General features: G+C 49.0%; 21 protein-coding genes and 1 riboswitch. All 21 genes read right to left on the reverse strand.

Annotation, left to right across the window (positions count from 1 at the left end; genetic code table 11):
* Positions 1-83 precede the first annotated feature (83 nt).
* Positions 84-677, reverse strand: a complete 594-nt coding sequence (gene cysC / locus BGM27_RS01650; RefSeq protein ID WP_007409739.1) for an adenylyl-sulfate kinase — start codon at positions 675-677, stop codon at positions 84-86.
* A gap of 13 nt (positions 678-690) precedes the next feature.
* Entirely contained in the window at positions 691-1,839 is a 1,149-nt protein-coding gene (gene sat, locus BGM27_RS01655; RefSeq protein ID WP_007409738.1) for a sulfate adenylyltransferase, read from the reverse strand.
* 48 nt (positions 1,840-1,887) lie between these two features.
* Positions 1,888-2,952, reverse strand: a complete 1,065-nt coding sequence (locus BGM27_RS01660) for a sulfate permease (RefSeq protein WP_020953998.1) — start codon at positions 2,950-2,952, stop codon at positions 1,888-1,890.
* A gap of 12 nt (positions 2,953-2,964) precedes the next feature.
* Positions 2,965-3,666 (reverse strand): phosphoadenylyl-sulfate reductase, encoded by a 702-nt coding sequence (locus BGM27_RS01665; protein ID WP_003154369.1) that lies wholly within the window; start codon positions 3,664-3,666, stop codon positions 2,965-2,967.
* Positions 3,667-3,793: 127 nt separating this feature from the next.
* Positions 3,794-3,898: riboswitch (SAM riboswitch) on the reverse strand.
* 101 nt (positions 3,899-3,999) lie between these two features.
* Positions 4,000-4,632: an orotate phosphoribosyltransferase gene (pyrE, locus tag BGM27_RS01670; RefSeq protein WP_007409735.1), complete on the reverse strand. Its 633-nt coding sequence runs from the start codon at positions 4,630-4,632 to the stop codon at positions 4,000-4,002.
* Positions 4,629-5,348: an orotidine-5'-phosphate decarboxylase gene (gene pyrF / locus BGM27_RS01675; protein WP_007409734.1), complete on the reverse strand. Its 720-nt coding sequence runs from the start codon at positions 5,346-5,348 to the stop codon at positions 4,629-4,631. Before pyrF ends, pyrE begins: the two co-directional genes overlap by 4 nt.
* Complete coding sequence (locus BGM27_RS01680; RefSeq protein ID WP_007409733.1) at positions 5,317-6,252, reverse strand: dihydroorotate dehydrogenase; 936 nt, start codon at positions 6,250-6,252, stop codon at positions 5,317-5,319. Before BGM27_RS01680 ends, pyrF begins: the two co-directional genes overlap by 32 nt.
* The gene (locus tag BGM27_RS01685) at positions 6,252-7,022 is read right to left on the reverse strand and encodes a dihydroorotate dehydrogenase electron transfer subunit (RefSeq protein ID WP_007409732.1); all 771 of its coding nucleotides are present in this window, start codon (positions 7,020-7,022) and stop codon (positions 6,252-6,254) included. Before BGM27_RS01685 ends, BGM27_RS01680 begins: the two co-directional genes overlap by 1 nt.
* Entirely contained in the window at positions 7,019-10,234 is a 3,216-nt protein-coding gene (carB, locus tag BGM27_RS01690; protein ID WP_007409731.1) for a carbamoyl-phosphate synthase (glutamine-hydrolyzing) large subunit, read from the reverse strand. The genes BGM27_RS01685 and carB overlap by 4 nt, the downstream gene beginning before the upstream one ends.
* Positions 10,219-11,313 carry a carbamoyl phosphate synthase small subunit gene (locus BGM27_RS01695; protein WP_007409730.1) on the reverse strand — a complete coding sequence of 365 codons (1,095 nt, stop codon included), beginning with the start codon at positions 11,311-11,313 and terminating at the stop codon, positions 10,219-10,221. Before BGM27_RS01695 ends, carB begins: the two co-directional genes overlap by 16 nt.
* Positions 11,310-12,596 (reverse strand): dihydroorotase, encoded by a 1,287-nt coding sequence (locus BGM27_RS01700; RefSeq protein ID WP_007409729.1) that lies wholly within the window; start codon positions 12,594-12,596, stop codon positions 11,310-11,312. Before BGM27_RS01700 ends, BGM27_RS01695 begins: the two co-directional genes overlap by 4 nt.
* Positions 12,580-13,494: an aspartate carbamoyltransferase catalytic subunit gene (locus BGM27_RS01705; protein ID WP_007409728.1), complete on the reverse strand. Its 915-nt coding sequence runs from the start codon at positions 13,492-13,494 to the stop codon at positions 12,580-12,582. The genes BGM27_RS01700 and BGM27_RS01705 overlap by 17 nt, the downstream gene beginning before the upstream one ends.
* Before the next feature lie 142 nt (positions 13,495-13,636).
* On the reverse strand, positions 13,637-14,947 hold the full coding sequence (pyrP, locus tag BGM27_RS01710; protein ID WP_007409727.1) for a uracil permease PyrP: 1,311 nt from the start codon (positions 14,945-14,947) through the stop codon (positions 13,637-13,639).
* A gap of 154 nt (positions 14,948-15,101) precedes the next feature.
* Positions 15,102-15,647 carry a bifunctional pyrimidine operon transcriptional regulator/uracil phosphoribosyltransferase gene (gene pyrR / locus BGM27_RS01715; RefSeq protein ID WP_003154392.1) on the reverse strand — a complete coding sequence of 182 codons (546 nt, stop codon included), beginning with the start codon at positions 15,645-15,647 and terminating at the stop codon, positions 15,102-15,104.
* 190 nt (positions 15,648-15,837) lie between these two features.
* Positions 15,838-16,752 carry an RluA family pseudouridine synthase gene (locus BGM27_RS01720; protein ID WP_007409726.1) on the reverse strand — a complete coding sequence of 305 codons (915 nt, stop codon included), beginning with the start codon at positions 16,750-16,752 and terminating at the stop codon, positions 15,838-15,840.
* 1 nt (position 16,753) lies between these two features.
* The gene (gene lspA / locus BGM27_RS01725) at positions 16,754-17,215 is read right to left on the reverse strand and encodes a signal peptidase II (protein ID WP_003154398.1); all 462 of its coding nucleotides are present in this window, start codon (positions 17,213-17,215) and stop codon (positions 16,754-16,756) included.
* Positions 17,216-17,316: 101 nt separating this feature from the next.
* Complete coding sequence (locus BGM27_RS01730) at positions 17,317-17,688, reverse strand: TraR/DksA family transcriptional regulator (RefSeq protein WP_007409725.1); 372 nt, start codon at positions 17,686-17,688, stop codon at positions 17,317-17,319.
* 149 nt (positions 17,689-17,837) lie between these two features.
* The gene (ileS, locus tag BGM27_RS01735) at positions 17,838-20,603 is read right to left on the reverse strand and encodes an isoleucine--tRNA ligase (protein WP_007409724.1); all 2,766 of its coding nucleotides are present in this window, start codon (positions 20,601-20,603) and stop codon (positions 17,838-17,840) included.
* Positions 20,604-20,944: 341 nt separating this feature from the next.
* On the reverse strand, positions 20,945-21,439 hold the full coding sequence (gene divIVA, locus BGM27_RS01740; RefSeq protein ID WP_003154406.1) for a septum site-determining protein DivIVA: 495 nt from the start codon (positions 21,437-21,439) through the stop codon (positions 20,945-20,947).
* 94 nt (positions 21,440-21,533) lie between these two features.
* Positions 21,534-22,304 carry a YlmH family RNA-binding protein gene (locus BGM27_RS01745; protein ID WP_007409722.1) on the reverse strand — a complete coding sequence of 257 codons (771 nt, stop codon included), beginning with the start codon at positions 22,302-22,304 and terminating at the stop codon, positions 21,534-21,536.
* A gap of 61 nt (positions 22,305-22,365) precedes the next feature.
* A complete protein-coding gene (locus tag BGM27_RS01750; protein ID WP_003154408.1) occupies positions 22,366-22,644 on the reverse strand; it encodes a YggT family protein in 279 nt (92 codons plus the stop codon).
* Positions 22,645-22,648: the final 4 nt, after the last annotated feature.

Raw genomic sequence — 22,648 nt, forward strand, 5'->3', positions numbered from 1 at the left:
CCGCGAGGCCGCACTTCAGCTATTTTACCATATCCCGCCATTGCGGGGGATATCCGGCTGATTGCGCGGCCTTTTTGGACCTATTATGCTAAGCTGTTTTTCACAAAGTCAACCAGTCTTCCGGTGCATTCTTCGCGTTCACATTTCCCTGAATCAAGTACGAGCTCAGGCGCTTTCGGCTCTTCATACGGTGAGTCGATCCCCGTAAAGAACGGAATTTCACCATTTCTTGCTTTTTTATATAAACCTTTCGGATCGCGTCTTTCACATATATCGAGATCGCATTTCACGTAGATTTCATTAAATTCGCCCTCTGCCACAAGCTCTCTCACCTGATCTCTGTCCTCACGGAACGGAGAAATAAAAGCCGTGATGACGATGGTTCCCTGCTGAACGAAAAGCTTCGCCACTTCCCCGATGCGGCGTATATTTTCCTTGCGGTCATCATCGGAAAAACCTAAGTCCTTGTTTAAGCCGTGGCGGATGTTATCACCATCAAGCACGATGACTTGATAGCCTTGTTCAAACAGCTCGCGCGCTGCGGCGTTTGCAATCGTGGATTTTCCTGAACCGCTTAAGCCCGTCAGCCAGAGGATAGAGCTTTTATGCTTGTTTTTCTGCTGGTATTCTTCTTTCGTTATTGAGGCTTCATGCCACACGATATCACGATTTGTCACTCTATTTTCCTCCTTAAGAAACGCCTGCTTCTTCTTTCGTTTTCAGCCCTTTAATCAACACCTCGACAACTTCAGGACGGCTGAATTCCGCCGGCGGCATGACGCCGCTTCGCAGCATTTCTCTGACCTTTGTTCCTGACAGAATGACGTGGTCTTCTCTGTCATGCGGGCATGTTTTGGCCGTTCCCATGTTGCCGCATTTCTGGCAGAAGAAGCTGTGCTCGAATTTCATCGGTGTAATCCCGAGTTCATCCGCTGTAAATTGATCAAACAGCTCTTGCGCTTCATATGTGCCGTAGTAATCACCGACGCCGGCATGATCGCGGCCGACGATAAAATGCGTGCAGCCGTAGTTTTTGCGGACAAGCGCGTGGAAAATGGCTTCTCTCGGCCCCGCATACCGCATAGCCGCCAAAAATACGCCGAGGAACACGCGGTCTTTCGGATAATAATGATCGAGCAGCACCTGGTAGCTTTCCATTCTGACATCCGCCGGAATGTCATCTGATTTTGTTTCACCGACGAGCGGGTTCAAAAACAGGCCGTCAACCGTCTCAAGCGCGGTTTTTTGGATATATTCGTGGGCGCGGTGGACCGGATTTCTCGTTTGGAAACCGACGATGGTTTTCCAGCCCTTTTCTTCGAAGCTTCGTCTTGTATCGGCAGGTTCAAATGTAAACTCGGGAAACTGCTTTGACGCTTTTTTAACTAATGTGATCGGCCCGCCGACATACGTATCGCCGCGTGAAAATAATTTTTTCACGCCCGGATGCGCGGCATCATCGGTTTTATATACGTGAACGGCTTCTTTTTGTTTATCCGGCGTATAAATATCTTCGATGTCGACTACGCCGTATGTTTCTCCGCCGTAAGTCAGTTTCACCGTGTCGCCGACGGCAAGCTCAGCCGCTTTTTCTGAATCGACCGGAAGCGTGATCGGCAGGGACCAGACAACCCCGGATGCCAGACGCATATTTTCAACGACTGACACGTAATCTTTTTCTGTGAAAAATCCTTCAATCGGGCTGTACCCCCCGATCCCGATCAGCTCTAAATCAGCGAACGAAATCAAATCAAGCTCAATTTCTTTTTGGACGGATGTAAGATCATACTGCTCATTTACCCGATTAATTAATGTTCCTCCGTGCGGTGCTAAACTCATAATACATGATTCCTCCCAGTTAACAGATAAATAAACTCAGATTAATAGTTAAATGCCTCCGCCTTGTTCATGGACAGAGCGTTTCTCTTTTCGGATGGCTTTCATCAGACTGGCGGCTCCGCCAGCTGCCAAAAGCACGCTGGCCATCATAAAGATGGAATAGTAATCTCCTTTTAACAGCAGGGAGACAAGCAAATACGAAATCGACAGTGACAAAAACGGTGAAACGACCCATACTTTGAGCATCGTTTTCACGACTTCTTTATGAAAAACGTTCGGCCCGTTTTTGGCCATTCCCATACCGATAATTGATGATGATGTGACTTGCGCCAATGGGACCGGCAGACCGAAGACGGAACTGATAATGACAAGCCCCGCGCCGGTTCCTGAAAGCAGTATGCCTTCTCCGGCTGAAAATCTCGTAATCTTTTTCCCGTTGGTTTCAAGCACTTTGCGTCCTAAAAGCAGAGCGCCGAGAGCGACAAAGATGCCTCCGTACAGCGTTCCTTTGGACACGCTGAGCACGCCCGCAGCAACCAAAGGGCCCACCGCATTTGCGACATTGTTCATTCCGGCTGAAAAAGCTTCCCAAAACCCCGCAATCAGCAGCACAATCCCTAAAATCTTCTGTTTCCGACTCGAAATGACTCGAATATTCAGAGAACTGAATACCTTCGAGACGAGAAACGTGAAACAGAACGCGACGAACGGTACGAGCACCCAAAAAATCACGATGACTAAAAGATGCTGTAAAAACAATACTTTGTACGCGACGCCGACACCGACAATCGCCCCGACAGTGACCTCACTCGTCGACAGCGGAATGCCGAGCACATTCGCCGTGAATAATGATAGCGCCGCCGATCCGATAATAATGCAGACAATGGTGAGCGAAATGGTTTGTTCGGGAATGATTCCGCCGCTGATCGTCTTAACGACTTCACCGCCGCCGATAACCGCCCCTGACAGGACTCCGGCCGCGCAGATGATCAGCGCATACGTTTTCTTTTTAACTGCGCCGGACCCGTAAGCGACTCCCATTGAAGCCGCGGCTCCGCTGGCTCCGATATTCATGGCAAAAAACAGGCAGAATAAAATAGCGGCTAATTCCATCGTGCAGCTCCTTTATTCATGCAGTCCGCATTCTGTTTTCGCCATGCCGTTCCATCTGCCGCTCCGCAAATCTTCCGCGGTAAACGCAGGTGAAGTGCACGGTTCACAGCCGATGCTAGGATACCCCTGATCGTGGAGGATATTGTAATCCAGCTCATGCTTGGAAGTATATCTCCAGATGTCTTTCCATGTCCAATGGATCAGCGGGCATACTTTAATCGATTGAAACTTGTCGTCTTTATTCAGGAAATTCGTATTCGCCCGGCTCGGCCCTTGATCCCGGCGAAGGCCGGACAGCCATGCCGGATGCCCTGCGAGCGCTTCTCTTAACGGCAGAATTTTTCTGATGTAGCAGCACTGGTTCGGTTCTCTTTCCCACAGTTTATCTCCGTGAGCCTCGGCCTGTTCTTCAAGAGTAAGGCTTGGCTTTTTCAGGATAATGTTCAGTCCCGGGTAACGCTCTTTCACTTTTTCGATCGTTTCATATGTTTCTTTAAAGTGAAGACCCGTATCAAGAAACACGATTTCCGCGTCTTTCTTTACTTTAGAAATTAAATCGATCAGGACGATGCCCTCAATCCCGAAGCTGCACGCGTAAACAAGCTGGTCTCCGTAGTGGCCGTATGCCCATTTTAAAACGGACAGCGCGCCTTTATAGGAATCGTCTTCCGGAAATGTAATCGCCGGCTCTTCCCATGTGTCATACGTTAGCATTTTTCCTTTCCTCCTCCCGGAGACAATCAATCAGCTGTTGTTTTCTGCCGGTTGTCTTATCCCTCAATCTTTTTTTCATATAAAAAACTTTCAATCCAGCGGAATGAAAGACAGTGACCCGGTATAGCCCTTATCTTCAAAATGCTGTGCATTTTTCTGGATGCGGCACCTTGCATGACACGCAGGTTGCCGGGCGTCATCGGTCCAGTCCCTCAGCCGCTCTTGATAAGCTTTTTAGATTTGTACTAAATTTTAGCACAATTCTAACAGAAGTCAACCCGAGTTTTTTGATAGGAATAATAAAACAGGCCCTGAGGCCTGTTTTTATTGTCATTATTTTTTAAACCAATCTTTTGACTCGGGATTCTGTTTCCATGATTTCAGTTTCTCAATGTCATCTGAATGAATCGTTCCGTTTTCAAGCGCGACTTCAATCAGCGTGTCATAATCCGTTAACGAGTAATAAGGAAGACCCGCTTTTTTAAAGGCTTCTTTTGCTTTCGGCAGTCCGTATGTAAAAATGGAAATGACGCCGAGGACTTCCGCGCCCTCTCTTTGAAGGGCCGCTGCAGCTTCAAGCACGCTGCCTCCGGTAGAAATCAAGTCTTCAATCACGACTGTTTTTTGCCCTTTTTTAATGGCGCCTTCTATTTGATTTCCTTTGCCGTGCGCTTTCGGTTTGCTTCTGACGTAGCACATCGGTGCGCCTGCACGGTCTGCGAGAAGCGCAGCATGCGGAATGCCCGCCGTTGCAGTGCCCGCGATCATCTCCGCCTCGGGAAAATGCTCTTTCAGCAGTTTGCCGAGCCCGTCCGCCACATCATTTCTCACTTTTGGATACGACAATGTCAGACGGTTGTCACAATAGATCGGTGATAAAATGCCGCTCGCCCACGTAAACGGCTCATTCGGGCGTAAAAAGACAGCTTCAATGTGTAATAGATGTTTTGCGATAGCCTGTTTCATCGGCGAACGCCCTCCCATTCCAGTTTAATTGCTTCATATGCTTCAACGGGGTTTTCCGCTTTTGTAATTGAGCGGCCCACGACAATGGCTGACGAACCGTTTTCTTTCGCAAATAACGGAGTCGCCGTCCGGACTTGATCGTCAGCTGCGTCACTGGCCGTGCGGATGCCCGGTGTGACTGTCAGAAATGAAGGCCGGACCGCTTCATAAATGGCTTTTGTTTCATGCACCGAACATACCACTCCGTCCAGCCCGCACTCTTCCGCCATTTTGCCGTAATGCACGACCGTTTCTAACAGCGGCTTATGCAGCAGAAGCTCTTCCTTCGCCACCTGCTCTGAAGTGCTGGTCAGCTGAGTCACCGCGATTAAAGACGGGCGTTTTCTGCCTGCCGGCGTGCCTTCTTCAAGCCCCTCAAGGGCCGCGCGCATCATGCGTGCGCCCCCTGCCGCATGCACATTGACGAGATCAACGCCGAGGCCGGCCAGCCGCTTCATCGCTTTATTGACCGTAGTCGGGATATCATGAAGCTTTAAATCTAAAAATATATCACAGTTCCGTTCTTTTAATTGGTGAATGATGGCGGGGCCTTCCTGATAAAAAAGTTCCATCCCGGTTTTGACAAAAAGCCTTTCCTTTTCAAACAAGTCTAAAAACGTTAAAGTCTCTTCCCCTGATGCAAAATCAAGCGCGATGATGGGCAGGTTGTTTTTCATGTTTCCAGCTCCTTCCGATGCATTCACTTACAGATTGAAAGCCGTGTTGGCTCAGTACACGGGGGAGCTGTTCTATGATTTCCGGGCAGACGAACGGATTGACGAAGTTTGCCGTGCCGACGGCAACCGCACTCGCTCCCGCAAGAAGAAATTCTAATGCATCCTCTGCGGTCTGAACGCCTCCCATCCCGATAATCGGGATTTGAACGGCCTGGCTGACTTCGTATACCATCCGGATGGCGACCGGTTTGATCGCCGGGCCTGACAGTCCGCCCGTTTTATTTGCTAAGATCGGCCGTCCCGTCTTGAGATCGAGCCTCATCCCGATGAGTGTATTAATCATCGTCAGACCATCAGCACCGGCCGCTTCAATCGCTTTAGCAATTTCGGTTATGTTTGCGACATTAGGCGAAAGCTTCACATACACAGGCACTGCGGAAACTTCTTTCACCGCTTTTGTCAGTTCGGCCGCCATGACGGGATCAGTACCAAAAGCAATCCCCCCCGTTTTGACATTCGGACATGAAATGTTAAGCTCAAGCGCATGCACATTCGGCGCTTGGCTGATGTGCTCGGCCACTTCTTTATAGTCGTCCACCTGAGAACCGGCGACATTTGCGATAATCGGCGTGTCAAATTGTTCGAGCCAAGGCAGCTCATGATTGAGCACATGCTCAAGGCCGGGATTTTGCAGTCCGATGGCATTCAGCATTCCCGCGCTTGTCTCCGCCACTCTCGGCGTCGGATTTCCGAAGCGGGCTTCGTTCGTCGTAGCTTTAATCATAATGCCTCCGAGGCATGATAAATCGTAAAATCCGGCATATTCTTTCCCGAAACCGAAACATCCGGAAGCGGGGATGATCGGGTTTTTCAATTGGAGACCCGGCAGATTCACCTCTAACATTACAGCGCCACCTCCTCAGCTTTAAATACCGGCCCGTCAAGGCAGACCTTTACATAGGATGTATCGCTTTCACCCGTGCGGCACACGCAGGCGAAGCAGGCCCCGATGCCGCAGCCCATCCGCTCTTCCATCGAAAGATAAACCTCTTTATGGCCGTACTGCTGCTTCAGAGCTTTCAGCATCGGTGTCGGTCCGCAGCTTAGCAGGACATCGAATTCGAGCTGCTTTTCACGGATGACATCGGTGACAAACCCTTTCTCTCCATATGTGCCGTCAGCCGTCGCCACATAGGTGTCTCCGTACGCACGACATTCCTGTTCGTAAAAAACATCTTTTGCTGATTGAAATCCAAGCACATGAATGACGTTTACGCCTTTTTCCGTCAGGCGCTTTGACAGTTCCTGCAAAGGCGGAACCCCCACTCCGCCTCCGACTAACAGCGCGGTTTTGCCGGGTTCAATCCGCCGGACGGGGAATCCGTTGCCGAGAGGGCCGAGAACGTCTATCCTGCCGCCCTCTTTTTTCTCGGACAAAAGACGCGTTCCCTCACCGTCAGCTCTGTAGATAACGGATACTTCATTCGCGGCGAAATCGACGTCCGCAATGCTGAGCGGTCTTCTTAATAGCGGCGTGACCGCGTCACTCACCTTCAGATGTAGAAATTGACCCGGCTCGGTAAGGTGCCGGACAAGCTCTCCTTTCAGCACCATCTTATAAATCCGGTCGGCAATTTCTAAGTTGGATTGAACAGTCAAATGCGCTTTTTTCATATCGTGGCTGCCGCCTTTTGATTGGTTTCGGATGCAGGCATATGATCCGCCCGGAATGTCATGCTTTCCAATACCCGCAAAATGGCTTCGGCCGTATCTAAAGATGTCAGGCAGGCGACTCCGTTCTCAACGGATTCGCGGCGGATTCTGAAGCCGTCTCTGGCCGGCTGTTTGCCCTTTGTCAGCGTATTGATGACAAATTGCGCTTCGCCGTTTCTGATCACATCGAGCAGATTTTTCCCTTCTTCGCCGATTTTCCCGACGACTTGAGCCGGAATCTGAGCGTCTTTCAAATAAGCCGCCGTTCCTTCCGTCGCCAAGATTTTATAGCCGATGGCGTGGAACCGCTTCGCGATCAGCAGTCCTTCTTCTTTATCTTTATCGGCAACAGTCAACAGCACTGAGCCGTAGTTCGGGATTTGAATGCCAGAAGCAATCAGCGCTTTATAGAGCGCTTTTTCCAGGGTTGAATCTTTGCCCATGACCTCTCCCGTCGACTTCATTTCAGGGCCTAACGTAATATCTACTCTTCTCAGCTTCGCGAATGAGAAGACAGGCGCTTTCACGAATACCCCCTGCTGTTCAGGCTGCAGCCCCTCTTGATAGCCGAAATCAGCAAGCTTTTGGCCGAGAATGACCTTTGTCGCCAGATTCGCCATCGGAATCTTTGTGATTTTGCTTAAGAACGGCACGGTTCTGCTTGACCGCGGATTTACCTCAAGCACATACACTTCACCTTGCGACAGTACGAACTGGATGTTCAGCAACCCGATGATGTTAAGGCCTTTTGCCAAGGCTACAGTGTATTGTTCGATTTTTTTCTTAATGTCTTCGCTTAAAGACTGAGGCGGATAGACGGCGATTGAATCCCCTGAATGGACGCCGGCCCGCTCGATATGCTCCATAATTCCCGGAATAACGACTGTTTCGCCGTCAGATACGGCATCGACTTCGATTTCTTTCCCCGTCAGATAACGGTCGATTAACACCGGATGCTGCGGGTTGATTTTGACCGCATTTTTCATATAGTGAAGCAGCTCTTCTTCGTGATAGACGATTTCCATCGCCCGGCCGCCGAGCACATACGAAGGGCGGACAAGTACCGGATAGCCGATGGATGCGGCAATTTTGACCGCTTCGTTCACCGACACGGCGGTTTTTCCGAGCGGCTGCGGCACATTCAGCGCCTCAAGCGCCTGCTCAAACTTATCCCGGTCTTCCGCACGGTCTAAATCTTCAAGTGATGTGCCGAGGATTTTGACGCCGCGGGCGCTCAATTCTTCCGCAAGATTAATCGCCGTCTGGCCGCCGAATTGGACGACAACGCCTTCCGGCTGTTCCAAATCGATGATGTGCATGACATCTTCTACCGTCAGCGGTTCAAAATACAGTTTGTCTGATATGCTGAAATCAGTGGACACCGTCTCAGGGTTGTTGTTGATAATAATCGCTTCATAGCCTGCCTGCTTGATCGCCCAGACAGAATGAACGGTCGCATAGTCAAATTCGACGCCCTGTCCGATACGGATCGGGCCGGAACCGAGGACGACGACGCTTTTTCTTGATGTAACCTCAGACTCGTTCTCTTCCTCATATGTGCTGTAAAAGTACGGGGTTTCTGATTCGAATTCCGCCGCACATGTATCCACCATTTTATATACAGGCTTGATGTCTGCTTCTTTTCGCATTTGATACAGCTCTTGTTCCGGCATATTCCATTCCCGGCTGATATATTTGTCGGAGAAACCGAGTTCCTTCGCTGTCTGAAGGACGGCGAGGCTGCCTTTTTCCGCTTTCAGCTCTGTTTCAAAAGCGACCAGCTTACAGAGCTTGTGCAAAAAGAATACGTCAATTGCGGAAAATTCATGAAGCTGCTCCACTGTATAGCCTCTTCTGAACGCTTCAGCAAGATAAAACAAGCGTTCATCCCCGGCCTTTCTGATCCGTTTTTCCAAAAGCCCGTCAGAAATCTCTTCCGCATCCTTCAGTTCCAGGTGATAGACATCGGCTTCCAATGAGCGGACCGCCTTTAACAGCGATTCTTCAAGGGTGCGTCCGATGGCCATGACCTCTCCGGTGGCTTTCATTTGCGTCCCGAGCCTGCGGTTTGCCGACTCAAATTTGTCGAACGGCCAGCGCGGGATTTTAGAAACGACATAGTCAAGCGCGGGCTCAAAAGCCGCATATGTTTTTCCCGTTACGGGATTCATCATTTCATCAAGAGAAAGCCCGACTGCGATTTTCGCCGCAAGCTTTGCGATCGGGTAACCCGTCGCTTTTGAGGCGAGGGCAGATGAGCGGCTCACCCTCGGATTCACTTCGATAATGTAATATTGGAAGCTGTCGGGATCGAGCGCGAGCTGAACATTACAGCCGCCTTCAATGCCGAGCGCGCGGATCAGCTTTAATGAAACATTGCGCAAAAGCTGATATTCCCGGTCGCTCAAAGTCTGGCTCGGGGCAACGACGATGCTGTCACCCGTATGGATGCCGACCGGATCGATATTTTCCATGTTGCAGACGACGATCGCGTGATCTCTGCTGTCTCTCATGACTTCATATTCGATCTCTTTGTAACCGGCAATGCTTTTTTCCAGAAGGCACTGATGGACGGGGCTGAGTTTTAATCCGTTTTCGACGATCTCTTTCAGTTCTGCTTCATTCGAGCAGATGCCGCCGCCCGTTCCGCCTAATGTGTAAGCGGGGCGCACGATAACCGGAAACCCGATCCGGCCGACAAATTCCTCGGCTTCCTGTAAAGTGCGGATGATCTCACTTTCCGGCACCGGTTCATTCAGCTCATTCATCAGCGTACGGAATAAGTCGCGGTCTTCCGCCTGCTGGATGGCGGACAGCTTTGTGCCGAGCACTTCCACCCCGCATTCCTCAAGAACCCCGAGTTCAGACAGCTCGACGGCAAGATTCAGTCCGGTCTGTCCTCCCAGAGTCGGCAGGATGGCGTCCGGCCGTTCTTTTCTGATAATACGCGTGAGAAACTCCGGCGTCAGCGGTTCTATGTATACCCGATCAGCCATTTCTGTATCCGTCATAATCGTTGCCGGATTCGAGTTGACGAGAATGACTTCATAGCCTTCTTCCTTTAAAGCGAGACACGCCTGTGTGCCCGCATAATCAAATTCCGCCGCCTGTCCGATAATAATCGGGCCTGATCCGATCACTAAAATCTTTTTAATATCTACGCGTTTTGGCATACCGCTTCCCCTTCTTTCTCAGTTGTTTCGATCAAGTCAATGAATCTGTCAAATAAATGATTGGCGTCTTCCGGTCCCGGTGAAGCTTCAGGGTGGTACTGAACCGTAAATGCCGGCAATGTTTTATGCTTGAGTCCTTCGATCGTTTGATCATTGATCGCAATGTGCGTCACTTCAAGCTCTGTTTCATCTATTGAAGAAACTGTATATCCGTGGTTTTGGGCGGTTAAAGCGACTTTCCCTGTCGCAAGCTCTTTAACCGGATGATTGGAACCCCTGTGTCCAAATTTCATTTTTTCCGTTTCCGCTCCGGATGCCAGCGCAAATAATTGGTGGCCGAGGCAGATTCCGAATAACGGCACCTTCCCGAGTATGCCTTTTATCATTTCAATGGCTTCCGGCACATCTTTCGGATCTCCGGGTCCGTTAGAAAGCATGATGCCGTCCGGCTTGAGCTGAAGCACTTCTTCCGCCGTTACATTGTACGGCACAACGATGACATCGCATTTTCTTTTGTTTAACTCTCTTAAAATGCCATGCTTCATACCGAAATCGACGAGTACGATGCGTTTGCCGCGGCCCGGACTCGGATATGCCGTTTTCGCAGATACTTGAGCGACTTGATTTCTCGGCAGTTCCGTTTCTTTCAGCCTTGCAAGAACCTCTCCGACATTCTCCTCACTTGAAGCAAACGTTCCTTTTAATGCGCCGGCCGTGCGGATCATTCTTGTGAGCTTTCTCGTGTCAATCCCTTGTAAGCCGGGGATATTTTTCATTTTCAAATACTCGTCAAGCGTGTAAGCCGAACGCCAGTTGGAAGGCAGCTCGCACAGTTCTTTTACGATCAGCCCTTTTACAAAAGGAGTGATGGATTCAAAGTCATCTCTGTTAATTCCGTAGTTGCCGATCAGAGGATACGTCAGCGTCACGATCTGCCCGCAGTAAGAAGGGTCTGATAAAATTTCCTGATAACCGGTCATTCCCGTGTTGAATACGACTTCACCCGCGGTATGCTCCAGGCTCCCGAATGCTTCACCCTCAAATACCGCTCCATTTTCCAGCACTAGTCTTCTTTTCATTTGACGAGTCTCCCTTCTTCGTATGCAAGCTTACCGGCAGCCATCGTTGCAACAGGCCAACCGAAGCACTTCATCTTGTTGAATGGCGTATTTTTTCCTTTAGATAAAAATGTATCTTTGTCAATGGCTGCTTCTTTTTCCAGATCAATCAGGGTGATGTCAGCCGGCGCCCCCGGTGCAAGCGTTCCGTACGGAAGATCAAATGCCTCGCAAGGTTTTACCGTCATGAAATCAACCAGCTGCTTCAGCGTCCACGCCCCGTTTTTCACAAAATGTGTGTACAGAAGCGGAAAGGCTGTTTCTAAACCGACGATCCCGAAAGGCGCAAGCTTCATATCCGTGTTTTTCTCTTCTTCAGTATGCGGCGCATGGTCAGTGGCGATGAAATCAATCGTACCGTCTAAAAGCCCTTCAATCAGCGCCTCTCTGTCCTCTTTGCTGCGAAGCGGCGGATTCATTTTAAAATTGGTATCAAGTCCCGGGATATCTTCGTCACAAAGCAGCAGGTGGTGCGGCGACACTTCCGCCGTCACGCAAATTCCCGCTTTTTTTGCGTCTCTTACGGCTCTGACCGATTCTTTCGTGCTGATATGACACACGTGGTAATGGCAGCCCGCCGCTTCCGCCAGCAGGACGTCACGGGCGATATGTACCGCTTCACAAATGGAAGGTATGCCGTTCAGGCCGTTCGCTTTTGAAAAAGAACCTTCATGCACGCTCCCTCCGTAAATAAGTGAGTTATCCTCACAATGAGCGACAATCGCTTTATTCATTGAAGCCGCCCGTTTCATGGCTTCATACATCATTCCGGCCGTCTGAACGCCGACGCCGTCATCGGTGAAGGCGAATGCTCCGGCTTCATGAAGCGCCTTAAAATCTGTCATTTCTTCGCCGGTTTGCCTGATCGTAATGGATGCGTAAGGAAGAACCCTGACAGATGAGGTTTCTTTGATCCGGTTTTGCAGCCATTCCATCTGCTCTTTCGTATCCGGCACCGGTCTTGTATTCGGCATGGCTGCGACTGTGGTAAAGCCGCCTCGCGCCGCGGCTTTAGAGCCCGTCTCAATGGTTTCTTTTTTCTCGCCGCCCGGTTCTCTGAAGTGAACATGAAGGTCTACGAGTCCCGGTGAAACGAACAGTCCGTCAGCGTCGATCACCGTTTCTCCGTCTTTCGCTGTCAGAAGCCCGGTTTCCGAAATGAATTCACCCGTTACCCGGATATCCTGTGCCACTTTTTCTCCCTGTTCATTTAACATCCAGCCGTTCCTAATGAGATAAGACATAAGCCGCTTCTCCCCTTTTCACATTGGTTTGCAGTGCTCTTTTTAAGACTGCCATTCTGATATACACGCCATTTTCCATTTGTTTAAAGATTCTTGATTTTCCGCATTCCACTAATGTTGTGTCAATTTCGACTCCTCTGTTCACCGGTGCGGGATGCATGATGATGGCATGCCGCTTCATGCTCTCCGCCCGCTTTGCGGTCAGCCCGTATGCTTCCAGGTAGCCTTTTTGGTCGGCTTCTGTCTGATGCCTTTCATTTTGGATGCGGAGCAGCATGACGACATCTGAAGCTTGTATGGCTTCATCCGTCTGTACACAGGTGCCGAAGGCGTTTTTCTCATCCTGCCATTGCGGCGGACCAGAAAACAGCACGCGTGCGCCGAGCCTTGTCAGCACCTCGGCATTTGACCTTGCCACCCTGCTGTGTTTGATATCGCCATGAATGGAAACCGTCAGGCCCTGAAAGGTCTCAAATTCCTCTTGAATCGTCATTAAATCGAGCAATGACTGAGTCGGGTGCTGGCCGCAGCCGTCGCCGGCGTTTAAGATCGGAATATTGACTCTGCCGGTCAGATCTTTGTAATATTCATCCGTGCTGTGCCTGATGACGCAGGCGTCCGCTCCGATTGATTCCAGAGTTTTGACCGTGTCGTATAAGGACTCGCCTTTTTGAACGCTTGTGCTCGTATCGTCTAAGCTGAGCACGTTCATCCCGAGTTTCTTTTCCGCCACTTCAAAGCTGAACCGCGTTCTCGTGCTCGGTTCAAAAAACAGATTCGCAACAAATTTTCCCGCGAGATCGGGGCGGACTGTTCCCTCTTTTATCGCTTTTGCCTCACGCAGCAGTTCTGTAATTTCAGCTGCGCTCAGTTCAGACATCGCCGTTAAATGATTCATGTTTTTCTCCTCCGTTTCCGCTTGAAGGCCGTAAAAAAACACCCCGGTCTATAGACTCGGGGTGCGGTTAAAGAGAGAAGCAGCGTACAGCTTCTTCCCGTTATAACCCTTCCAAGCCTCTCTGGACTTTCTTTAAAAGGTTTTACATATGATTTTGTTTTTCTGATGCAATCGCGTCTTCTTCATTTGCATGCGGCAGGATAAGGTTCAGGATGACTCCGACGATTGCCGCAAGCGCCATGCCGGATATTTGGAACCCGCCTTTTGATACTTGAATAAAAGCCCCTCCGACACCGATCACGAGAATGACGGATGTGATAATTAAATTTCTCTTGTTTTCATAATCAATGTTGTTGTCAATCAGCATTCTTAAGCCGCTGGAGGCGATAATTCCGAAGAGCAGGAAGGAAACGCCTCCCATAACCGCGGACGGAACAGAGCTGATCAGCGCTGATACTTTTCCGATAAATCCGAAGCACAGCGCAATCACACCCGCGCCGCCGATGACAAAGACGCTGAAAACTCTCGTAATTGCCAGGACACCGATGTTCTCGCCGTATGTCGTCGTCGGCGGGCCGCCGATTAACGAAGCGATGATCGTCGCAACACTGTCCCCCATTATGGAGCGGTGCAGTCCCGGCTTTTTAATGAAATCCTGTCCGACGACTTTACTCAGCACCATTTGATGGCCGATATGTTCTGACATCGTCACGAAAGCGACCGGCACCATCGCAGCCGCAATGCCCAACGTCACTGACGGCGTATAGTCTTTGAAAGGGATGATAAATTCAGGAACGGCGAACCATTTTGCATCAATGACCGGCTGGAAATTGACGATGCCCTGTGTCAGCGCAAACAGATAGCCGCCTATAATGCCGATCAATACCGGAATCAGGCTTAAAAATCCCCGTAAAAAGATGGCGCAGATAATGGTGATGGCCAAAGTGACGCCGGCTACACTGAAATGTTTCAAGCTGTAGACGAGTTCCTTTGCATTCGGATCGGCATACATTGCCATATTGACGGCTGTGCTTGCCAGTCCGAGGCCGATGACGATGATGACCGGCCCGACGACCACCGGGGGCAGCAGCTTCATCAACCACCCCGTTCCAAGCTGCCTGATGAGAAGCGCGATCAGGCCGTACACAATTCCCGCCAGGAAAGCGCCGACCATGGCAGCCCCCGGCCCTCCCGTCGCCTTCACCAAGATAATCGGTGATATAAAGGCGAATGATGAGCCGAGATAAGCGGGAATCTGGCCTTTTGTCACCAAGAGATAGGCGAGTGTCCCGATTCCGCTCGTGACAAGCGCCACTGCCGGGCTCATTCCGACCAGTTTCGGCACGAGTATGGTTGAACCGAACATGGCGAATAAATGCTGCAGGCTGAATGACAGCCAAGACAATGGATTGGGGACGTCCCTGACTCCCAGGTTTACTTTTTTCTTACTCATGGCGTTTTCCTCCCGGTTGACTTTCAAATGGTATAAAAAAACCTCTTTGCTTTTTGCGCAAAGAGGCATACAAAACCTGGCCGCGTCGATCCGCCCGGCTTTGTGTTTTAAAATCCTCTTTGCAAACTCTCTGGAATGCATTTAAAAAGGGTGATTATTCATTTTCGTAAATGGCGACCATATCAGTCTGATCAACTTCGCTCAGCTGAACCATCACTTTTTCAGCTTTTGAGGTCGGAATGTTTTTCCCGATATAGTCCGCTCTGATCGGCAGCTCCCGGTGCCCTCTGTCGACAAGCACGGCAAGCTGTATCGATGACGGCCGTCCGACATCAACGAGGGCATCCATCGCCGCTCTCACCGTCCGGCCGGTATAAAGCACATCATCAACCACAATGACCTTTTGGTCTGTAATATCGGCCGGAATGTCCGCGCCTTTTACAAGCGGCTCTTCATTGCTCGTTTTTTTCGTGAGGTCGTCACGGTAAAGGGTGATATCGATTTCCCCGACGGTGACCGGATTCCCTTCAATCTGTTCGATCCGCTCGGCCAGCCGCTTCGCTAAATAAATGCCTCTTGTTTTAATCCCTACAAGAATGCAGTCATTCATTCCTTTATTCCGTTCGATCATTTCATGGGCTATCCTTGTCAGCGCCCGCCTGATCGCCTGTTCGTCGAGAATAACAGCTTTTTGATTCACTCGTGACACCTCTCCATTCGTATATAAGAAGAAAAAACCCCTCCTGCCAGAGCATAGAGGGGTTCCTTTCCAGGACGAAGACACACACGTGTATCTCTTCTGTCCTATCCGTTATCCTTCTCAGCCTCTCTGGACTGTGTTAAAGAATCTATTCAGCTTGTTTTTATTATTTCAGAAAAGAAAGTCGCTGTCAATGGCTATTTCTTAAATCTTCAATGAGTTTTTTCATATCTTCAGGAAGGGGCGCTTCAAACTCCATGTATTCTCCCGTCCGCGGATGATCAAAACCTAATATTCCGGCATGAAGCGCCTGACCATTGAAATCAATGGTTTTTCTCGGTCCGTACTTCGGATCGCCTGCCAAAGGAAACCCGATATATTTCATATGAACACGGATCTGATGCGTTCTTCCGGTCTCAAGACGGCACTCTACGAGCGTGAAATCTTGAAAACGCTCAAGCACGTGGAAATGCGTGACGGCGTTTTTGCTGCTTTCTCTTGTTACGGTCATGCTTTGACGGTCTTTTTTATCTCTCCCGATCGGAGCGTCAATCGTTCCGTCATCATGTGAAATCACCCCGTGGACAACCGCTGTGTACTTTCTGGTCACGGTTTTATTGACGAGCTGATTAACAAGTGATTCATGCGCCATATCGTTTTTAGCGACCATTAACAGACCGGAAGTATCTTTATCAATCCGGTGGACGATTCCCGGGCGCATGACGCCGTTAATGCCGGAAAGGTCGTTGCAGTGAGCCATCAGTCCGTTTACAAGCGTCCCTGTCACATGGCCGGGCGCCGGGTGTACAACCATGCCCCGCGGTTTGTTCACAACCAAGACGTCCTGATCCTCATAGTAAATGTCCAAATCCATCGGCTCTGCAAGCACGTCCAATTCTTCCGGTTCAGGAATGGTGACGTTTACCTGATCGCCGGGCTGCATTTTATAATTCGCTTTTACGGATTTGCCGTTAACGGATACCAATCCCTCTTTTACCCATTGCTGCACTTGAGTGCGTGACCAGTTTTCTCCCGTTGAAGCCAAAAATTTATCAATCCGTTCGCTCTTTTGTTCAGGCTGAACGGTTATCTCAAATTGATTCATGTTATTGCTCCTTCTTTTTCCCGCTGTCAAACAGCATATGAATAAATAAAAGTATTACACCGACGCACAGTGAGGAGTCCGCGATATTAAAAATCGGATAGTGATAATCCACGATGATGACATGAATAAAATCAACCACTTCCTGGCGCGCCGCCCGGTCAATAAAGTTTCCGGCCGCACCGCCCAGCATTAAGCCGAGAGAAATTCCGAGTAACATCTGCCCTTTTGCATAACGCTGTATGTAATAAACGATTCCGATAATCACGGCGATGGTAATGACGTAGAAAAACCACATTTGGCCGGCTAAAATCCCCCACGCCGCTCCCGTGTTGCGATGAGATGTGATATAAAGCACCTGGTCGATGACAGGTATGCTTTGTCCCAATTCCATATGGCTGACGACAAGCCATTTGGTCAATTGGTCGGCAATAATAATAAAAAGAGCGATAAGATAATAAAGCACACACGTTCCTCCAGTATACAGTTACTTTTATCCTTTATGAATTTTATCAGTAAAAGGTGCCAGAGTAAAGGCAGATCATAAGCGCATGCAAACAGACGCTGTCACTCATACAGCGCCTGATCATATGCATAATCTCCGGGTTCCCAATATGGAAGGGTTTTCTTTTCAAATTGAGCGGGATAATAAAAATCATCAGCGGTTCTGGCCGTCGGCAGCACCGCAAGTTTTTCAATCGGAATGGGGTCGCCTGTTTTTTCACAATAACCGTACGTATTGTTTTCAAACTTAGACAGGGCAAGAAGAACGTCCTGAAGTTCTTCTTTTATATGATAGATCAGAGTTGCTTCTTGGTCGTTCATTGAAGGTTCAACAGATGCTGACATTTGAAAGCAAGAATATTCGAATAATCTTGATTGAAGTTCTTCTTTCATCATGAGAAGCTCCGTGTGGATTGCGGTCAGTTGATCATTCATTCATCACAACTCCTGCTCTTGATGTTATAGCTTTATTGTTGCCCCCAGGGCGCCATTTGAAGCCCATAAGATTTTTCCTGTCGTTCTAATCGATGACATTAGTGGCATGTAAAAAAAGCGCCCGGCTGTCACCGGCGCTTTCTCATTCATTATTTTTGATAATATTTTTCAACGATTTCCGCATTGCGCAGTGATAGTGTCGGATATTTCGGATTGGCTCCGACATCTTTAGAAATTACGCGGGAACGTTCACACATCTGGCCTTCCGCTTTTTCTACGGTCATTTTTCCTGTTGTGAAGCTTTGCGCGTTTTCCGGTGCTTCACTTTCGTCTCTTACTGTCAGTTCTGAGACGATAAACAGCTGCGCGATATTTTCTTTAATGGATGACAAGAGGTCGCGGTTTTCTTTGTTCGGATACAAAGTCAGGCTCGCTTCCAATGATCTTCCGATAATTTTTTCGTTACGGGCTGTTTCCAAAGCTTTCAGCACGTCGTTTCGAAGCTCCATGAAGCGGTCGAACTTTTCTTCTGTCGCTTGACTGTCCGGAACAGCGATGGTTTCCGGCATATCTGTCAGCTGCACGCTCGCTTCTTCAACAAATGATAAGTGAGACCACATTTCATCCGCCGTATGCGGGAGAATCGGCGCCGTCAGCTTCACTAACGCCAGCAGCGTTTCATAGAAGACGGTCTGCATGCTGCGGCGGTCCGGATGATCCGCATGCTCGATGTACACAACATCTTTTGCAAAATCAAGATAGAAGGAGCTGAGCTCGATCGTACAGAAATTGTGAATGCTGTGATAAACAACCGCAAATTCATATTCATCGTACGCTTTTTTCACCTTATCGATCAGCTTATTCAGCTTGATCAGCATATATTGATCCACTTCGCGGAGATCTTTTACATCCACGGCATTGACGCTTGGATTGAAATCGAACAGGTTGCCGTGAAGGAAGCGGAACGTGTTGCGGACTTTCCGGTATACTTCCGCGACCTGCTTCAGAATATCTTCAGAAACCGGGTGATCGGCCTGATAGTTTACGGAAGATACCCATAAACGCAGAATTTCAGCTCCAAGCTGTTTTGCGATTTTTGTCGGGTCAATCGTATTGCCGAGTGATTTACTCATTTTACGGCCGTTTGCATCAAGTGTAAATCCGTGGCTTAATACGCCTTTATACGGCGCTTTGCCGGTGACTGCAACAGCGGTGGAAAGAGATGAGTTAAACCAGCCGCGGTATTGGTCAGAGCCTTCAAGGTATAAATCAGCCGGACGGACAAGATCATCACGTTCTTCAAGAACAGCCTGATGGGAAGAACCTGAATCAAACCACACATCCATAATGTCTTGCTCTTTCGTGAAGATTCCGTTCGGGCTTCCCGGATGTGTAAATCCTTCCGGCAGAAGGTCTTTTGCCTCTCTTTCAAACCAGACGTTTGAGCCGTGCTGTTTGAACAGCTCAGACACGTGTTCAATCGTTTCGTCAGTGATGATCGGCTCACCGTTTTCTGCATAAAATACCGGGATCGGAACGCCCCAGACGCGCTGTCTTGAGATACACCAGTCACCGCGGTCGCGCACCATGTTGTAAAGGCGCTGTTCGCCCCACTCCGGCACCCACTTCGTTTGTTTGATGGCATCAAGCAGATCGGATCTGAAATCTTTAATTGACGCAAACCATTGCGCTGTCGCTCTGAAGATGGTCGGTTTTTTCGTTCTCCAGTCATGCGGATAGGAGTGTGTAATAAACTCGAGTTTCAAGAGCGCGCCGTTTTCTTCAAGCTTCTCCGTGATCGGTTTATTGGCTTTATCGTAAAACATTCCTTCAAAGCCCGGCGCTTCGTCGGTCATGTTTCCTTTTTCATCAACAGGGCACAGTACTTCTAAGCCGTACTTTTGGCCGACGATAAAGTCATCTTCCCCGTGGCCCGGGGCAGTATGAACACAGCCTGTTCCGGCATCGGTTGTGACGTGGTCACCGAGCATGACGAGTGAATCTCTGCCGTACAGCGGATGTTCTGCAGTGATGTATTCTAATTCTCTGCCTTTATATGATGCGACAACTTCGGGATTTTCAAAGCCGCATGCCTCCGCTACGTTTTCGATCAGTTCAGCTGCCACTACATAACGCTTGTCTCCAACCTTGATGACATTGTATTCAAGATCAGGATGAACGGAAATTCCGAGGTTGGCAGGCATCGTCCACGGCGTCGTCGTCCAGATGATGAAGCTTTCTCCGTTTTCCAGAACGCCTTTACCGTCTTTCACCTTAAACGCAACATAAATAGACGCGGAACGTTTGTCCTGATATTCAATTTCCGCTTCTGCTAAGGCAGATTCACTGGAAGGCGACCAGTTGACCGGCTTCAGACCTTTATAAATATAGCCTCTTTTCGCCATCTCGCCGAAAACGCGGATCTGCTGCGCTTCAAATTCAGGCTGAAGCGTAACATACGGGTTTTCCCAATCGCCTCTGACGCCGAGACGCTTGAATTGTTCGCGCTGTCTTTCGATCTGCTGCCATGCATAATCTTCGCAAAGCTTGCGGAAATCAGCGACGGACATTTCTTTCCGGTTTACTTTTTTGTTTTTCGTCAGCGCCGTTTCAATCGGCAGTCCGTGCGTATCCCAGCCCGGCACGTACGGTGCGTTGTAGCCGCTCATTGATTTATAGCGGACGATGAAGTCTTTCAGGATTTTGTTCAGGGCATGGCCCATGTGGATGTCTCCGTTTGCATAAGGAGGTCCGTCATGCAGCACGAATTTCGGGCGGTCTTTCGTCCGTTCTTGAACAAGACGGTAAATGTCCTGCTCCTCCCAGTCTTTTTGCATGTCCGGCTCACGATTTGGCAGATTTCCGCGCATCGGAAAATCTGTTTTCGGCATTAACAGCGTATCTTTGTAATCCATTTTCATTCCTCCACAACATTTTTCAGAAAATAAAAAAAGCCCTCTCATCCCATAAGGGACGAGAAAGCTTATCTCGCGGTACCACCCTTTTAGAAAAAACGGATCATCCGTCTTTTCCTCTCGAACATCGTAACGTGATGGAACGTCCTATCCTACTCTCGGTTCAGAAAGGAAACTAAAGGGCTGATCTGCATGATTCCGGCCATCCCGGGCTTTCACCTTCCCCGGGTCGCTTTATAGCCTGTTTTGAGTCATGCCGGTCCCTTTCAATCGTCTTTTCATCTGAATTTATGAACGTATTATATTCGAACGGGCCGGAGAATGTCAAGAAAATCAGAAAATTATTCTTTTTCCTCAAATACCGCGTCGACTTCGTATTCCAGCAGATGATCCCAATCATCGTTCTTCAGCAGATCGAGCTGCGCTTCAATCAGCATTTGGAAACGTGTTCTGAAGACTTTAGACTGTTTTTTCAGCTCTTCGATTTCCATTGCGATTTTTCTTGATTTGGAAAGCGACTCATTGATGATGCGATCAGCATTTTTTTCTGCTTCACGGACGATCAGCTTCGCTTCTTTCTGCGAGTTGCGCTTTACGTCTTCTGCGGCTTCCTGGGCTACGAGAATTGATTTATTCAGCGTTTCTTCGATATTGGCAAAGTGGCCGATTTTTTCGTCCAGCTCGTTCACTTTCGCCTCAAGCTCCGTTTTTTTACGGAGTGCGATTTCGTAATCTTTTCTGACCTGCATTAAAAATTCATTTACTTCATCTTCATCATATCCGCGAAAACCTTTTGTAAACGTTTTGTTATGGATATCATTCGGCGTTAATGGCATATTGCCACCTCCATTTTTACATTTCAGTACGGTTATCTAGTTCACATTATAAAACAAATACGGCACAGATGGAGAAAAAAACTGAAAAAACGACTCATTTTTGCCGTTCAAATGTAACTTTCCATTTGTCTTTTTTCGTTTTTCCGTCAACTTTTGCCAAACTGCATCGTCCGAAGCCGCGAATCGAGAGCATGTCCCCTTCAGCAACCTGATAAGACGGATCTTCAATGGCTTTCCAATTCACCTTAACGAGCCCGTTTTTCACAAGCGCCTGCGCTTTCTGCCGGGATTGCCTGCTCATTGAAGCGCAGACGGCGTCGAGACGCAATGAAGAAACCGTGTCATCCCTTATTTCGACATCTGAAGCGGGAATGTGAAGAGCGGAAAGCTCGATTTTCTCAAGCTTTACCGGCGCTTTGCCCGCCTTGGTCAGCTGAGTGCTGACAAAATCGGCGATTTCACCGGAGACGATCAGCTGCACGGCTTCCTCAGAGAAAATCAGATCGCCGTATTTCTGCCGCTTTAAGCCGATCCCCATTAATGATCCGAGAAGAGAGCGGTGGTCAATGCTGACGAATTTTTCAGCGTATTGAACGTCAAAAGCCCGAAGCTCAAAATCATCCTGTTCAGGTTCCATATATTCAGGGTATAAAATCGCGCGTTTGCGCTCAGCTCTGTCATATCCTCCGAAAAACGCAAGACCGCAGGCGTCGCCGATAACGGCTTTTACAATGACCTGTTCTCTGGGATCTAAGAAATCAGTCAGCTTCATCCGATACTGGTCCAGGACAATCTGTTTCCATTCAAGCGCCTGATCAATAAAAGGCCGCTCGTCTTGTCTGAAGTGCTGGTAAATATCGCTCATGTTCTTTCCTTTCTATGTAAAGAGGCTTGGCTGGTGCCAAGCCCATATCAAACTGTCGCATTCAAGTATACATTGCGATCATGCGGTATAGGCCCCAAAGTCCCGTCGTGGCAAACCGAAGCACGATAATCGCTACAATCGGGGATATATCCAGCATGGCAATGGGCGGAATGATCCTTCTGAACGGCTCTAAATACGGTTCGCAAATCGCTGCGAGAAACCGTCCGACCGCCGTTTCTCTCGTACTCGGCACCCATGACATAAAGATATAGATGATCAGGGCAAACGAGTAGATGTAAATTAAATAACTCAGAACGGAAAAAATTTGATAAAGAATCATCCTG

It is taken from the genome of Bacillus sp. FJAT-27001, assembly GCF_019039175.1.
Classification (GTDB): Bacteria; Bacillota; Bacilli; order Bacillales; family Bacillaceae; genus Bacillus; species Bacillus velezensis.